This is a genomic window from Malaciobacter sp. (assembly GCF_055140965.1).
Genome location: NZ_JBSRRO010000008.1, coordinates 24,450 through 40,545 on the forward strand (window position 1 = coordinate 24,450; position 16,096 = coordinate 40,545).

General features: G+C 26.7%; 12 protein-coding genes. 5 read left to right on the forward strand and 7 right to left on the reverse strand.

Annotation, left to right across the window (positions count from 1 at the left end):
- Entirely contained in the window at positions 1-903 is a 903-nt protein-coding gene (argB, locus tag ACTCCZ_RS03965; protein ID WP_079578265.1) for an acetylglutamate kinase, read from the reverse strand.
- Between the two features lie 81 nt (positions 904-984).
- Positions 985-2,808, reverse strand: a complete 1,824-nt coding sequence (locus ACTCCZ_RS03970; protein WP_131828683.1) for a GGDEF domain-containing protein — start codon at positions 2,806-2,808, stop codon at positions 985-987.
- A 96-nt stretch (positions 2,809-2,904) separates the two neighbouring features.
- Here ACTCCZ_RS03970 and ACTCCZ_RS03975 point away from each other — a divergent pair, with 96 nt between their 5' ends.
- Positions 2,905-5,667, forward strand: coding sequence for a RecB-like helicase (locus ACTCCZ_RS03975; RefSeq protein ID WP_228145317.1), 2,763 nt, complete (start codon positions 2,905-2,907; stop codon positions 5,665-5,667).
- 7 nt (positions 5,668-5,674) lie between these two features.
- On the opposite strand, the gene ACTCCZ_RS03980 is transcribed toward ACTCCZ_RS03975, so the two are convergent.
- The 5 genes from ACTCCZ_RS03980 to ilvA form a co-directional block, all read right to left on the reverse strand.
- A complete protein-coding gene (locus tag ACTCCZ_RS03980) occupies positions 5,675-7,933 on the reverse strand; it encodes a methyl-accepting chemotaxis protein (RefSeq protein WP_079578262.1) in 2,259 nt (752 codons plus the stop codon).
- A gap of 69 nt (positions 7,934-8,002) precedes the next feature.
- Positions 8,003-8,563 (reverse strand): thiamine phosphate synthase, encoded by a 561-nt coding sequence (locus ACTCCZ_RS03985; RefSeq protein WP_079578261.1) that lies wholly within the window; start codon positions 8,561-8,563, stop codon positions 8,003-8,005.
- Between the two features lie 88 nt (positions 8,564-8,651).
- A complete protein-coding gene (locus ACTCCZ_RS03990; protein ID WP_079578260.1) occupies positions 8,652-10,904 on the reverse strand; it encodes a methyl-accepting chemotaxis protein in 2,253 nt (750 codons plus the stop codon).
- 151 nt (positions 10,905-11,055) lie between these two features.
- Entirely contained in the window at positions 11,056-11,742 is a 687-nt protein-coding gene (locus ACTCCZ_RS03995; RefSeq protein WP_079578259.1) for a F0F1 ATP synthase subunit A, read from the reverse strand.
- Between the two features lie 99 nt (positions 11,743-11,841).
- A complete protein-coding gene (gene ilvA / locus ACTCCZ_RS04000) occupies positions 11,842-13,047 on the reverse strand; it encodes a threonine ammonia-lyase (protein WP_079578298.1) in 1,206 nt (401 codons plus the stop codon).
- Positions 13,048-13,173: 126 nt separating this feature from the next.
- On the opposite strand from ilvA, the gene trmD reads away from it, so the two are divergent.
- The 4 genes from trmD to ACTCCZ_RS04020 are packed head-to-tail and all read left to right on the forward strand — an operon-like array spanning position 13,174 to position 16,046.
- Complete coding sequence (gene trmD / locus ACTCCZ_RS04005) at positions 13,174-13,851, forward strand: tRNA (guanosine(37)-N1)-methyltransferase TrmD (protein ID WP_079578258.1); 678 nt, start codon at positions 13,174-13,176, stop codon at positions 13,849-13,851.
- Complete coding sequence (gene rplS, locus ACTCCZ_RS04010; protein WP_079578257.1) at positions 13,848-14,204, forward strand: 50S ribosomal protein L19; 357 nt, start codon at positions 13,848-13,850, stop codon at positions 14,202-14,204. Before trmD ends, rplS begins: the two co-directional genes overlap by 4 nt.
- Before the next feature lie 31 nt (positions 14,205-14,235).
- On the forward strand, positions 14,236-14,760 hold the full coding sequence (locus ACTCCZ_RS04015; RefSeq protein WP_079578256.1) for a phosphorylase family protein: 525 nt from the start codon (positions 14,236-14,238) through the stop codon (positions 14,758-14,760).
- Positions 14,742-16,046 carry an SPL family radical SAM protein gene (locus tag ACTCCZ_RS04020; protein WP_104412258.1) on the forward strand — a complete coding sequence of 435 codons (1,305 nt, stop codon included), beginning with the start codon at positions 14,742-14,744 and terminating at the stop codon, positions 16,044-16,046. The genes ACTCCZ_RS04015 and ACTCCZ_RS04020 overlap by 19 nt, the downstream gene beginning before the upstream one ends.
- Positions 16,047-16,096 lie beyond the last annotated feature (50 nt).

A 16,096-nucleotide genomic window follows, 5' to 3' on the forward strand; every position in this document is an offset into this window, starting at 1 on the left:
CTAAATTTCATTTAATAATTTTTCTATGTCAATTCCATTATTAGTTCCATTTTTTCTAAGAAATTGTGTACCAATTCCATCACTTGTAAATAGTTCTAATAAAATTGAGTGTTCAACTCTTCCATCAATAATATGTGCTTTGTTAACACCATTGTAAATAGCATCTATGCAAGAGTCAACTTTTGGAATCATTCCACCTGCAATTGTGCCATCTTTTTTATATTTTTCAACATCATTTTTATCAAGTGAATTTAAAAGATTCCCCTCTTTATCCAATACACCTTTGATATCTGTTAAAAATAGTACTTTTTGAGCATTAATTGCACTTGCAACTTTGCTTGCTGCAACATCTGCATTGATATTAAAGCCAGGATGACTAGGAGTTGCACTATCAGCTATTGGGGCAATTACAGGAATAAACCCCTCTTTTACTAGATTATTTATAAGTTGTCCATTAACTTCTGTAACAACTCCTGTATAACCAAATTTGCCATTATCTTTTGGTTTTGCTTTTATTATTGAAGAGTCTTTACCTGAAATACCAATAGCTTTTGCACCATGATAATTTAAAAGTGAAGTGATATTTTTATTTATATCTCCACTTAATACCATCTCTACAACTCTCATTGTTTCTTCACTAGTAACTCTATGACCATCAATAAATTCAGATTTTATATTTAATTTTTCAAGAAGTTCTGAAATTCTTGCCCCACCACCATGTACTATTACAGGATTCATACCAACTAATTTAAGTAATACGATATCTTCTGCAAATTTTTCTTGTAAATCAGGTGAAGTTTGAGCTGAACCTCCATATTTAATTACAATTGTTTTTCCATAAAACTTTTTTATATGAGGAATTGCATCTAGTAAGACTTGAACTTTTTGATGTTTTTTTTGCATAATATTTCCTAAGATGATTTGAAAAAAAATATTATAACTAAAATATACTTAACGAAAAAAGAAGCAGTAGATCTGTTTTTTCTACTGCTTTAATAATTCAGGTTTAAAGGCAACTACTTTGTTTCTTCCTGTCTCTTTTGCCTCATATAAAGCTAAATCTGCATACTTAATACAATCTCTTATATTAGAACTATCTTTTGGATATAGTGATGTTCCAACACTCATAGTTTTAGAAATTGTAGTAGTACCAGCTGGAATTTTTTTAAGGGCAAATGCTTCTTTGATTTTTAAAGCAAGAGATTCTACTGATTTTTCATCACAATTGTATAATAATACTATAAACTCTTCTCCTCCAAATCTTATTACAATATCAGACTCTCTTGTATTTTCTACAAGTGTTTCAGCAACAATTTTAATTGCATTATCACCTATATCATGTCCATATGTATCATTTACTAATTTAAAGTGATCAATATCTACCATTAAAACACCAAATTTAATATCAGCTCTTGTTGCTTGTGCAGTAATTTTGCTAATAGAATCTTCTAGATATTTTCTATTAAATAATCCTGTTAATGGATCTGTTCTTGCATTTAATTCAAGGATATTCATAAGTTTTTTACTTACTATTACAGTTTTAGCAGAATCAATATAGTCTTGAATATATGGTATTATTTCTCTTATTCTTTGTGTCTCTTTTACAGAATCTGTATAGATTGATACAACTAAATCAAGCTCATTTGAGATTGAATATGGAATACAAAAATAGTTTACATCATCACATTTATCACAAGATGAACAAACATTTTTAAATTGCGTTGAGTCTATAATAGTATTTGTTCTATCTGCTCTACAACCAGTTTCAACAATATTACAATACATCTGTTTTTGTGTATAAACTACTTCAATTTTATTATTTACTGTATCAGATTCAAAGAAATTAAAGTTTTTGATATTTAATTTATCTTTTAATACATGAGCCAATCTTAAATAGATCTCTTCAAGTGATTCATCATATTCGATTGTTTTTCTAAATCTATAAACATCAGATAATCTATCAACAGTATTTTTTACATTGATTAAGTGATCTTTTTCTTCACTTAAATTATCAGATAAGAAAATAGATATTTTAGAATCTATTGCATCAAGAGTGATTTCTAATTTTTCTAATAAGCCATTAATCCAAGAAGCAACATCTTTCGCCTCTTTACCTTGTGCATTTTCAACTCTATATGAATAGTCACCACTTTGAGCTTTATTCATAACTTTTTTTATCTCATCAAATAGACTTAAAAATGGTGAGATTAAGAAATTAATTAAAAAGACAATGATTAGCATTAAAACCAATGCAATTACTGCTGTATGCGTAACTGTTGTAATACCTACTTCTTTTGAGTCATCAATAGACATAGTAATAGTAATGGCACCTAAGGTATCACCTTCTTTTGCATTTGTATGACACTTCATACAGTCAATTTTACCTTGACTTGTAGCAATATAAGGAATAGTAATTCTATAATGACTTTTTGAAAAGATATTTTCTGTAATAACTCTTTTTGTTTGACCTGTTTGCAATACTTCGTTATCTACTGCATCTCTTGCTATTTCATTGTTAAAGCCAATACCAAACATATCAACAACATCTTTTCCTCTACTTAACCAAATTTTATCAATATTTGGTAAATCTTCCAATTGACTTAAAAATAGTTCTCTATTTTCAATTACACCCGTTACCATTTGAGAAGTTAAGGAGTGTTCTATTGTTTTTGCTAAAGCTTGGGCTTTTGCATCAATGTTTTTTACTCCATAATCTCTAAAGTTGTAGATTAAGTTTGCAATTAATAAAACAAACATAGAGAATGTTATAAAAATTACAAGGAAGATAATCTTATTTTTTGTCTGCATATTCACTCCCAAAAAAATAATAACCTTAATAATAACATTAAAACAATAAAATAAGTAAATATTAATATTAATATAGGGGAAAATTTAAGAATTCTTTTGTACTATAAATTTATGAAACAATATTTAGCATTAAAAGCAAGTGCAGGAAGTGGAAAAACTTTTGCATTAACAGTAAGATATATAACACTTTTATTAAATGGTGCAAACCCAAGTGAAATTTTAACTTTAACATTTACAAATAAAGCTGCAAATGAGATGAGCGAGAGAATCTATAAAACCTTGCAAACATTAGGTGATGATGAAGCTTATTTAAATGCTATTGCAGTTCAATCAAATCTTTCAAAAGAAGAAATTTTAGGTAAGAAGCATCTTTTAGTTAAGAAGTTTGTAAATGCAACTCTATCTATTTTTACAATTGATAAATTTGTAAATAAAATATTAAGAGAGTTTTGTGGATATATAGGAATTAGTGATGATTTTGATATAAAACAAGATGATATAGAAACATTAAGTTATAAATTTTTACAATCTTTAGAGCTTAATAGTTTTGATAAATTAATAGAGTTTTCTTGGTATGAGAATAAAAAATTTAACTCTTTATTTGATCTTTTTAAGCTTCTTTTGGAAAAAAACGAAGATATTGATGTGGTTTCTATTGATGCAAAGTTGATTCCTTTGCAAAAAAAACAAGCCATGGTTCATGCCATGAAAATAAAAGAGTTTGTACTAAATTGTGATATAGCCTCAAATGCTGCTAAAAAAGCAGTAGATTATGAAACTTTTGATGAACTTCTTACAAAAAATTGGTTTTTAAAAGAGAGTGCAAAGGATTATAACTACTTTAAAAAGTTTACTACAGATGTTTTAGAAGCACATTTTAGTGCATTAAAACAAGAGTTGATAAACTATTACAAGCTTCGTTCTGCATATTCACTTAGTAAACTTTTTGAACTTTTCCATGAGTTTAAAGAGTTTAAGTTTTCATTTAATAAAGCAAAAAACTATTTAGAGTTTAATGATATTTCAAATATAGTTTATGAACTTTTATCAACAAAAATAGATAAAGAGTTTTTATATTTTAGATTAGACTCAAAGTTTTCACATATTTTAATTGATGAGTTTCAAGATACTTCTTTGTTGCAGTATAAGATTTTAAAACCATTAATTGATGAGATATTATCAGGTAGTAATGAAAAATTAAAATCTTTTTTTTATGTGGGAGATACAAAACAATCAATTTATAGATTCAGAGGTGGAAAAAGAGAGTTATTTGATTATGTTGCAAAAACTAATCCTTTAATTGAAGTAGAAGTTTTAAATACAAACTTTAGATCATGTGAAAATATTGTAAATTATGTAAACTCACTTTTTAAGCCTTTAGTAAACTATGAATATTATGATCAATTATCAATAAATAAAGATGGATATGTAGAGGTTTTTGAAGATGAAGCTTTAGATGAAGATGAAGAGAAATTTAAAAATATCGCTTCTAAAATTGCTTCATTAATGCAAAAAGGTGTAAATAGTAATGATATAGCAATTTTAACTTATACAAACTCTGATGTATTAGCATTGTATTCATATTTAAGTGAAAAATTCCCAAGTCTAAAAATCTCAACAGAAATGACTTCAAAATTGATAAATCAAGAGAATGTAAAAGCTGTTATTAATATGATTAAATATTTTTATTTTAAAGAAGATATTTATAAAGAGAATGTAAATGCACTAATAGGAAAAGCCCCACTTAATGATTTGAATATAAAAGTTGATTTGTATAAAAACAATTTACAAGAAGTTATTAAAACCATAGCAACAACTTTAAAAATAATGGATGACAATGTTATTAAACTATTAGAAGAAGTAGCAGCTTATGAAACAGTAGTTGATTTTGTATATGAAATTGACAAGTTAGAAGCTTCTATTTTAAATAGCGAACAAACAGGGCTTCAAATACTTACTATTTTTAAATCAAAAGGTTTAGAGTTTCAAACAGTATTTTTACTTGATAGAATTAAGAAAAAAAATGCAGATAGAAGTTCTCTTCTTTTTGAGTATGAAGATGTATTTTTAAAAAATATATATTATAAGATTAAGAATTTAGAGTATTATAATAACTCTTATAAAAAAGCTCTAGAAAAAGAGAAAGCCTTATCTTTTGATGATGAATTAAATATTTTATATGTTGCACTAACAAGAGCAAAACAAAATCTTATAATATTTAAAAAACAAAAAAGTTCAGTTTTTGATATTTTAAGTATTAAGCCTTTGACAATAGGGGATGTTTATTTAAGTACTAAAAAATCAAAAAATTATGAAAAAGTTCAAAAAGTAGAATATACTCCTTTAGTTTTAGGAACACAAGATAATATAATAAAAAAAGAGGATGAAGAAGCTGATTATTCTAACTCTTTATATAATAGATATTTTGGTTTAGCAACTCATTATTGTTTGGAGATGTTAGGTGATTTTACAAAACAGAGTTTAAAAAAGGCAATATCTTTAGCACTGTTTAAATACTCAAACTATTTAAGTAAAGAAGAGTTTATAAAAATTGAAAATAGAATTTCTCTTATGATTGAAAATGAAAAGTTTCAAAATCTTATAAAAGATGCAAATTTTACAAGTGAACAATCAATAATTTATAATGGTGAGATTAAAATAATAGATTTACTTTTGCAAAAAGATAATAGATATTATATTTTAGATTATAAAACTACAAAAGAAGAGCTTTTGGAGCATAAAACTCAAGTTAATACATATGTTGAAGCTATAAAAGATATTGTAAAAAGTGATGAGGTTGAGGGCTATTTATTGTATTTAAAGCCAAATGAGTTTGTAATAAAAAATATCAAAGAGTAAGATTTTCTTACTCTTTAATTTTTGCTTTTTGTGCTTCTTTTACAATTTTGTTTGCTATTTTATTTGTATTTGATGATATGTCATCAGCTTTATTTGCAATATGCGCATTTGATTGAGTTATTTGATCAAGTGAATTAACAGCATCATTTATTTGTTCAATACCATGTAACTGCTCTTTAGAATTATTTGATACTTCTTCAAATAACTCTTTTGATTTTATGATACTCTCTTCTAAAAGTGTATATCCCTCTATCATCTCATTTGCAATTTGCTTTCCTTCATTTGCTTTAATTGTAGCACTTTCAACTATTTGTTTTATTTCATTTGCTGCATCAGCACTTCTATTTGCAAGATTTCTAACTTCTTGTGCAACTACTGCAAAACCTTTTCCTGCTTCTCCTGCTGTTGCTGCTTCTACTGCTGCATTTAAGCTTAAAATATTTGTTTGGAAAGCTATTTGATCTATTATTGTAATAGCTTGAGCAATTGAGTTTGTTTGTTCATTTATATTATCCATTGAAATAGCTGTATTGTTTGCAGATTTTTTTCCTATTTCTACTTGATGAATTAGTTTATTTGATGTTTCGTTCATCGTTTTCATAGCTAATTGACTACTTTGCATAGTTGATGTAAGCTCTTCTAAACTAGCTGCTGTTTCTTCTAAGCTAGCTGCTTGTTCATTTGAACTAATATTTAATTTTGAAGTAAGCTCTTTTAACTCTTCTGATGAGTGTTTTAAAGTGAATCCATCATTTAAATTTTGTTTTAAAAGTTCATTTATTGACGTTCCTAAAAAATTGCTGTTTTCAAAAAGTTTTTTTATATCTGCTTGAACATTGTCGATTTTTAATGACTTAGTATAATCATAATTACTGTATGCATTTAAAAGTCTTTGTACACTGTTTATATGATTTGTTGTACTATCAAGCATTTTATTAACCACATCTCTTAACTCATTTAGCATAGGGTTACTTGAATTAGCATCTATTCTTTTATCTAAGAAACCTTTATTAACTTCACTTGCAACTTCAACAGTATTTGATATAAGCATTTTATCTTTATTTATATTTTTTTCAATCTGTTTAATATTTTCATTTACAAGTTTTGCCATTGCTCCTATTTCGTCATTTGTATCTATATTTATAGTATGAGTATTCTCTTTCTCATTATTTAAAAATTTAAAAAACTCAATAAGCCCTGCTTGAAATTTATGTATAGGATTTTTTATAAGTTTTTTTATAACATATAAAATTAAAGCAGTTATTAGAACTATTGAAAAAAGACTAATTATAACAAGAGTAGTAATAAACTCCGTGCTTTCTTGAAAAAACTCTCTTTTTGTGGCTCTTAAAACTATTTTCCAATCTCTGCTATCATAATCTTTAAATATTAATGTTCTTTGATATTTTTCACCATTGTTTTTATCAACTCTTGTATATGTTAAACTACCTTTTTTTGAAGAAAATAGTTTATCTATATATTTTTTAGCATCAGGATCATTTAATATATTTTTTTCATAATCATTTTTATTAATAATATATGAACCTTTTGTCTTTTTATTTGTACTTACAATAAAAAGATGACCCGTTTTTCCAATAACTTTAGATTTTAGATTATTTTTTAATGTGTTAAAACTTCTAGTATAGTTATATCCAATATATAAAGCACCAATAATTTTATTATTTTTAATGATTGGACTATACACAGACATATACTCTTGATTGAAAAGATGAACTGCACCAAAGTAGTTCTCTTTTTTAAGTAATGAGTTGTATGCAGGAGAACCCTTTTTTATAGTTGATCCAAGTGGTCTAGTTCCATCAGGCTTTTTCATTGATGTGGAAATACTTATAAATTCATCACCTTCTTTTATAAATATTGAACCAATTGAACCTTGAAGTTTTGTATAGTTATCAACAAAATCTTTATTATTATTTAATACAATATTATTTGATATTAATGTATTTGTAATAACATTATTTACATCTATTTGTCTATTTTTATCAATTTTAAAATCATTAAATTGTGATTTAAAGGCTTTATGCAAATCACTTGCAGTATCTTTAATCAAATCATCATAAATTGTAATTGTTGTATGTATTTCATCAAGTCTTTGTTCTAATTGATTATTTACTTTATTAGTAATAATATCGTGAGTATATGAAGCAGTAAATATGTTCATTCCAATTAATAAAATAGATAATGCAGAAGCTAAGAAAACAGTTGTTTTTGTCCCTAGATTTAAGTTCTTTAAGGCTTTAATCATAAAATTATCCTCTAAATATAATTTTATGAAGTTATAGCATTTTGAAGTAAACTTTTAGTAACCTTTTAATTATTTATTTAAAAAATATCTAATTGAAGCAAAAGCATAGGGCTTTGCATTTGTTATTTTTTCTATATGTTTTTTGTCAGTTATTCCACCTAATGCAATTATATCAATATCTTCAAATATTTTTACTGCCTCTTTTAGTTTATGAACACCTTTTGCTTCTCCTTTATTTTCAACTTCAAAAATTGGAGAGTATGTTACACAGTTAGCATGTAGCTTTTGGGCTTTTTCAATATCATTGTAGCTATGACATGAAATAATTGTAAATAAATCATTATCTTTAGCTTTTTTTATATCACAAAACTGTTGTGAAGTTAAATGAACACCTGTTGCATTAAGTTTTTTTGCTAAATCAATATCATTATTAATAAGTATTGTCTCTATATTAAACTCTTTGCAAACTTTTACAAAAACTTTTGCTAACTCTTCAATATTTGAAGACTCTTTATCTCTAAAGCAAGCCATATCAACTTTATGGTTTTTAAAAGATATAGTTAGATTTTTTCTAAATAGTATTGGATTATTTGAATAATATTTAGGATCAGTTATTAAATAGTGCTTCAATTTTTTCTCTTGTTTTCTTTAATTTTACTATATTTAGTATTTAAGTATTGTAAAGAGTAAAATAGATTCTATTTTACTCTTTTTTAGCCTATTTTAATTTTGCTTTTTTAGCTTCTTGAACAATAATTTGTGAGATTTTATTTGTATCATCAGAGATTGTAGTTGCTTTTCTTGCAACAGTTGCATTTGTTTGTGTAATTTTATCTAAGTCATTTACTGCATGATTGATTTGTTCAAGACCATTTAATTGCTCATTTGAAGTATTTGTTACTTGAGAGATAATTTGTGTAGTTTCTTGAATATTTTCTCTTAATTTTTCATATCCATTAATCATTTGTTTAGTTATCTCTTTACCCTCATTTGCTTTAATAGCTGCATTTTCTACAATATGCTTAATTTGACTTGCTGCTTCTGCACTTCTATTTGCAAGGTTTCTAACCTCTTGTGCAACAACTGCAAATCCTTTACCAGCTTCACCAGCAGTTGCAGCTTCTACTGCTGCGTTTAAACTTAAGATATTTGTTTGAAATGCTATTTGATCTATGATTGTTATTGCTTCTGCTATTGATTGTGTTTGTTCGTTTATTTCATCCATTGATAAAGCAGTATTTGAAGCATGTTTTTCACCTGTTGCAACTTCATTTGATAAAGTTTGTGAATTAGCTTTCATCTTTTGCATTGATTGTTGAGAGTTTTTCATAGTTGATGTTAACTCTTCTAAACTTGCAGCTGTCTCTTCTAGACTTGCTGCTTGTTCATTTGAGCTATTACTTAAACTAGAAATAATATCATTTAATTCTTTTGCACTATTTTGTAAATCTTCTCCATTTTTAAGATTTTGTTTAAGCATATTTGTTGCAGATTGACCTAATATATTACTATTTTCATAAAGCTTTTTAATATCAGCTTCCACAGATTTTATATCTAAACTTTTTGTATAATCATAATCAGTATAAGCATTTAGTAAATTTTGTACATTTGATATATGATGATTAATATTATCAAGCATACTATTTACAACATCTTTTAATTCATTTAGCATTTTATTATTTGAAGATTTACTTATCTTTTTATCCAAATACCCTTTACTTACAAAGTTTGCAACTTCTACAGTATTTTCAATTAGTTCATTGTCAACTTTTATATTCTCTTCTATTTTTGCAACATTTTCATTTATGACTTTTGACATCGCACCTATTTCATCACTTGATTTAACCAAAATCTCTTTCGTATCTTTTTTTGTACCATTTAAAAAATCAAAAAAGTCAATTAATCCTGTTTGTAAGTTATGAAGAGGAGTAACTACTAATTTTTTTATTACATATAAAATCACACCTGCAACAACAACAATAGATAAAATACTTAAAATAGCTAAAATAATTGTAAACTCTTTACTCTCTTGTAAAAAATCATCTTTTGTTGTACCAATTACTACTTTCCATCCTCTATCTTCATAATCTTTAAAAATTGTTATTTTTCTTTGTATTTCATTTGTTTTAGGATTTGTCCAATCATATTCAAGCATTCCCTCTTTATGTTTAAACATGTTTTTTATATTTTCATCACTATTAGCTTTTAAAATATTTTTACCCTCTTTAGTAGGGTGTAATATAAATTTACCTTTAGTTTTCTTTTTTGTACTTACAATATAAAGATATCCATTTTCACCAATCTTTGTTTTTTTAAGTCTTTTTTTAAAATCAGTAAAACTTTTAGTATAGTTATACCCAACATATAATATACCTATAACTTCTCCATTTTTAATAATAGGATTATACACAGCCATATAATCACTTCCAAAAAGATGAGCTGTACCAAAATATTTTTTACCACTCATAATAACATCATATGCAGGTGATTTTTCACCTAGAAATGTACCAAGTGTTCTGCTTCCATCAGGTCTTTTAAGTGAAGTTGTAACCCTAACAAAATCATTACCCATTTTTGCAAATACAGTTGCTGTTGAGCCTTTAAGTTTTGTATAGTAATCAACATAATCAAAATTATTATTTAATGTTATGCCATTATTTGTGATAAGTGGGGTATCAACTCCATTTACTTTTACAGTTTGTGATGGATCAATTTGAATATTTGAGAACTGGGAATCAAAGGCAGAATATAAGCTATCAGCTGTATTTTTTAATAAATCATCATATACAAATAGTGTTTCTGTTATTTGATGAAGCCTTTCTTTTAGTTGAGTATTAACTTTATCTGAAATGATATTTTTAGTGTAAGCTGCACTAAATACATTTAAACTTATAAGTAATATTGATAAAACAATAGCTAAAAGTATAGTTGTTTTTGAAACAATATTTAGATTATTTAATTTTTTTAACATGGCATATTCTCCTAAAAAAGTAAAGAGAAGTTTACCTTAAAATTATTGATAGCTTAATTAATTAAAGTAGAATTGAAAATAAATAATAAAAAAAGGGAAGAGAAAAGTATTTACTTTTTCTTCCCTTTTTAAGCTTTTGTGTAGTTAAAGACTAGTGGTCTTCTTCTTCCATCATAATTGAACCTGCGATATACACATAAGTTAAAATCATGAAAATAAACGCTTGTAAGAAACCAAAAGCAGCTAACATAAAGAAACCAGCTAAAGGAACAATCCAAGGTACTAACATTAATAATACCATTAAGAACATATCATCACCTCTTATTGAACCAAAAAGTCTGAATGACAATGAAACAATTCTTGATAAGTGTGAGATAATCTCAATAGGGAACATCAATGGAGCTAATATAGGCATAGGTCCCATAAAATGTTTAAAATAGTTAACAAAACCATTTTTCTTAATACCTAAATAGTTATAGTAAACAAAAACAATTAACGCTAAAGATAGTGTAAAGTTAATATTTGCAGTTGGTGATTCAAATCCTGGAATAACACCCATCATATTACTTATAAAAATCACTAAACCTAAAGAACCAATAAGTGGCATATAGATTCTTGCGTTTTTTTCTCCCATTGTATCAGCACCCATTGCAATGATGCCTCCAATGTATGCTTCCATAACATTTTGTGAACCCGTTGGAACTAATTGCATTTTTCTAGTTGCTGCTCTAGCAATTAAGAAAATAATTCCTACTGCTAGAATAAAATGCGATAAAATAATCCACTCTTGACCATGCCCACCAATAGCACCCAAGAATGTAAATAATCTTCCTTCCATTTTCTTCCTTTTTCTATTTTTCTTTTGTTGTTTTGCACAATATGTCGTGTATTATATGATTTGTTTTCTAAAATCTATATAAATAATAAAGAACAAATGTTAGATTTGTTTAAATCTGTAACCATTTTCCTTTAATTTATCTTTGATTTCTTTTTGGTGATCCTCACCTTTTGTTTCAAGAGCAATTGTTACCAATGCTTCTCCAAACTCTAGTTTTATCGAATCTCTATCATAATCTATTTGTACAATATTAGCAGAGCAATCTTGGAAAATTTGTGATAGATGTGTTAATGCACCTGGCTTGTCCCTTAAAGTAACAACTAGATTTAATTTCCTATAAGACTTAACTAAACCTTTTTCAATAATTTGAGAAAGCATTGTAACATCAATATTCCCACCACTTACAATTGCACATACTTTAGAATCATCCATTTCAATTTTATCATGCATAATTGCAGCTGTGGCAGCAGCACCAGCTCCCTCAACAACAAGCTTGTGTTTTTCAAGTAAAAATAAAATTGCATTTGCAATTTCTGTATCACTTACTTCAACAATATGATCAACATAATCAATAATAATATCTAAAAGTTTAGGATTTACATTTTTAACTGCAATTCCATCAGCAATAGTTCTAACAGATGCTGAATCAATTGGCATATGTGATTTATATGACTCTTTCATACCTCTTGCACCACTTGCAACAACACCTATGATTTTTATATCAGGATTGATACTTTTAGCAGCTATTGCAATACCTGCAATAAGTCCGCCTCCACCAATTGGTACAACTATTTGTTTTAAATCAGGTACTTTTTGTAATATTTCTAAAGATATTGTACCTTGTCCTGCTATTACATCATCATCAGCAAATGGATGAATAAATTCACACTGCTTTTCTTCTTTAAATTCCATAGCAGCAGCATATGCTTCATCAAAATTTTCTCCATGCAAAACAACATTTGCACCAAATGATTTAACACCACTTACTTTTGTCAATGGAGTTGCTTCTGGCATAAATATTGTTGCATCACAATTAAACTTCATAGCTGCATATGCTAATCCTTGTGCATGATTTCCTGCACTTGCTGCTACTACACCTTTTGCTCTTTTCTCTTCAGGCAAATTTGCAATTCTATTATAAGCACCTCTTAGTTTAAAACTTCCTGTTAATTGTAAATTCTCTTTTTTTAAATAAATTTCACTATTAAAAATTTCACTTAAAATAGGAGCTTTAGTTAAAGGAGTGCATTGTGCTACATTTTCTAGATTTTTCTTTGCTTCATTTATATGGTCTATTGTAATCATTCTTTTTACTTTAATTGAAATTTTTGCAAATAGTATCAAAATTTACTTTTTATGTGAATTAAAAATTTGTTTATATTGTCTATAATAAGTTTTATGGTAACATTACAAAAAAATTAAAGGTTATAATTGAAGTTTACTTATGTAACACTGTTTCCAAACTTGATTGAACCATATTTTTATGACTCTATTTTAAAAAGAGCAGTTGAATCAAAACTTTTAAGTTATGAGTTTTATAATCCTCGTGATTTCACAAAAAATAAACACAATAAAGTTGATAAACAAATGGTTGGAGGAGGAGCAGGAATGCTTATGACTCCCCAACCACTTTTTGATTGTCTTGATGAAATAAAAAGGAAAAATAAAGATGCATATATTATTTTTCCTTTAGCTGCTGCTAAACCTTTTAGACAAAATGATGCAAAAAGATTAGCAAAGAAAAAAAATATTGTTTTTGTAAGTGGAAGATATGAGGGAATTGATGAAAGAGTTTGTGAAAAGTATGCAAATGAAGTTTTTTCTATAGGAGAGTTTGTATTAACAGGTGGAGAATTACCATCATTGGTCATGAGTGATGCAATTTCAAGAAATTTAGATAATGTCCTTGGAAATGCCCAATCTTTAGACTATGAAAGCTATGAAGACAATCTTTTAGAAGCGCCTTCATTTACAAAACCTGAAATTTTCCAAAATTTAAGTGTTGTTAAAGAATTCTTAAAGGGAAATCATAGTAAAATTTCCGACTTAAAATTCCAGATGTCAATTTGTAAAACAAAATATTATAGACCCAATAAGGAAAAGAGATGAAAAATAGATATATTGCTAGCTTTGAAGCAGCTCAAGTAGAGTCAAAAGAGATCCCTCAATTTAGAGCAGGAGATAATGTAAGACTTGGTGTTGAAATTAAAGAAGGTGAAAAAAAGAGAGTTCAAACTTACGAAGGTGTTGTAATTGCTAGACATGGTGAAGGTCCATCAGCTACATTTACAGTAAGAAAAATTGGAGCTAACTCTGTTGGTGTTGAAAGAATTTTCCCACTATATTCAGAGTCAATTAAAACTTTTGAAGTAACAAGAAGAGGTAGAGTAAGAAGAGCTAAACTTCACTACTTAAGAGGATTAAAAGGTAAAGCTGCAAGAATTAAAGAGCTTAAAAAGTAATCTAACTAAGGCGCGTCCTTAGTTTTACTTTATGAACAGAAAAAAAACTTTAGTTCATAGTGCACTTCTTTGTGAGTGCCAAACCTTAATTAATTACTTTAAACTTAAACAAGATAAATCTTGTAGTGCATTTAAACTTTATTATAACCATCAAATTGTCATTATCATATCTGGAATAGGAAAAGAAAACACAATAAATGCGCTTAGTTTTGTTTTTGAAAAATTTGAAATCAGTAAAGCTATAAATATTGGAATTGCTGGTTGCAAAGATAAAAACATAAAAATTGGAACACTATTTTGTACAAATAAAAAACTTCAAAATATTCCAACTACTACACTAACTACAGTTGATGAACCACTTAATGATATAAATAAACTAAAAACTACATTAGTTGATATGGAAGCATCTTATTTTGAAGAAGTTTGTAATAAGTATTGTGACAATATACTTATATTAAAAGTCGTATCAGATTATCTTGATACAAATATTCCTAAAAAATCATTTATTATAAAAATAATACAAGAAAGTTTTACACAATGGAAAAGTCTATTATGAGTTATGTTGAAAAATTTAATACAAATATAGAGAAAACAAATTATAAAAATTTAGATGAGAACACAAAAGAGTTTATAAAAAATATTGCTTTAAAGTATCAATTTTCTTTTCAGGAATTAAAACAGTTAATTGATTTTTCAATTGATTTTAAAATGTGGCACGAAGCTGAAATCTATAAGATTTTTAAAGATGAGTATGCAAATAAAAAACAAGCTTTTAATCACATAAGAAAAATATGGGAAGATTTAAGATCAAAAGCAAACTCATATGAAAAGTTTTCAAAAGATTTATATAAAGACGATATTAGAAAATTTAGTTTTACAAAATTTGAAAGTAATAAAGCAGCTCTTGGTTCTTGTCCTGTTGCAAGTGCTAATACTAGATGTTGCAATCTTTTAACATTAGATGCAGTTCAATCGTGTGGTTTTGACTGCTCTTATTGTTCTATTCAATCTTTTTATAATCAAGATAAAATAGGTTTTGATAAAAACTTTAAAGAGAATTTAGCAAACTTAAAACTTGATCCAAATGAAACATATCATATTGGAACTGGTCAGAGTTCTGATTCACTTATGTGGGGAAATAAAGAGGGAATTTTGGATGCACTTTTTGATTTTGCAAGAAAAAATCCAAATGTTATACTTGAATTTAAAACTAAATCAAACAATATAAAATATTTTTTAGAAAATGATGTTCCAGCAAATATAATTTGTACATGGTCTTTAAACACTCCTACAATAATAGAGAATGAAGAGCATTTAGCAGCAAGTTTAGAAAAAAGAATAAATGCAGCAAAAAAAGTAAGCCAAAAAGGTGTATTAGTTGGTTTTCATTTTCATCCAATAGTTCATTATGATAATTATTTAAAAGAGTATGAGAAAGTTTACAAAACACTTATTGAAACTTTTGATTCAAAAAAAGTAGCACTTGTATCTTTTGGAACACTAACATTTATAAAACCAGTAATAAATAAAATAAGAAGTAGAAACTTCAAATCAAAAATACTACAAATGCCAATGAGTGAGGCAAATGGAAAACAGTCTTATCCATTAGAAGTAAAAAAAGAGATGTTCAAACATGCATATGATAGCTTTAAACCTTGGCATAAAGATGTATACTTTTATCTTTGTATGGAAGATGAGATTCTTTGGAAAGATGTTTTTGGTTATGAATACTCAAGCAATAATCAAATGGAAGATTTTATGAAGATGAGTTATATGAATAAAATCAAACAAAACTCACCTTCTCATAAATTTAACTTAAATAATAAAGGTCTAGGTTTTTAGACTTTTATTAATTTTTAAAAACGAATTTTTAACCCAATCTAATAATTAAA

Bases quoted from the DNA above. Each gene is read 5' to 3' on its own strand.
- ACTCCZ_RS03990 (WP_079578260.1), bottom strand. From the start codon at position 10,904: ATGTTAAAAAAATTAAATAATCTAAATATTGTTTCAAAAACAACTATA.
- argB (WP_079578265.1), bottom strand. From the start codon at position 903: ATGCAAAAAAAACATCAAAAAGTTCAAGTCTTACTAGATGCAATTCCT.
- ACTCCZ_RS03980 (WP_079578262.1), bottom strand. From the start codon at position 7,933: ATGATTAAAGCCTTAAAGAACTTAAATCTAGGGACAAAAACAACTGTT.
- ACTCCZ_RS04015 (WP_079578256.1), top strand. From the start codon at position 14,236: ATGAACAGAAAAAAAACTTTAGTTCATAGTGCACTTCTTTGTGAGTGC.
- ilvA (WP_079578298.1), bottom strand. From the start codon at position 13,047: ATGATTACAATAGACCATATAAATGAAGCAAAGAAAAATCTAGAAAAT.
- ACTCCZ_RS03995 (WP_079578259.1), bottom strand. From the start codon at position 11,742: ATGGAAGGAAGATTATTTACATTCTTGGGTGCTATTGGTGGGCATGGT.
- ACTCCZ_RS04020 (WP_104412258.1), top strand. From the start codon at position 14,742: ATGGAAAAGTCTATTATGAGTTATGTTGAAAAATTTAATACAAATATA.
- rplS (WP_079578257.1), top strand. From the start codon at position 13,848: ATGAAAAATAGATATATTGCTAGCTTTGAAGCAGCTCAAGTAGAGTCA.
- ACTCCZ_RS03970 (WP_131828683.1), bottom strand. From the start codon at position 2,808: ATGCAGACAAAAAATAAGATTATCTTCCTTGTAATTTTTATAACATTC.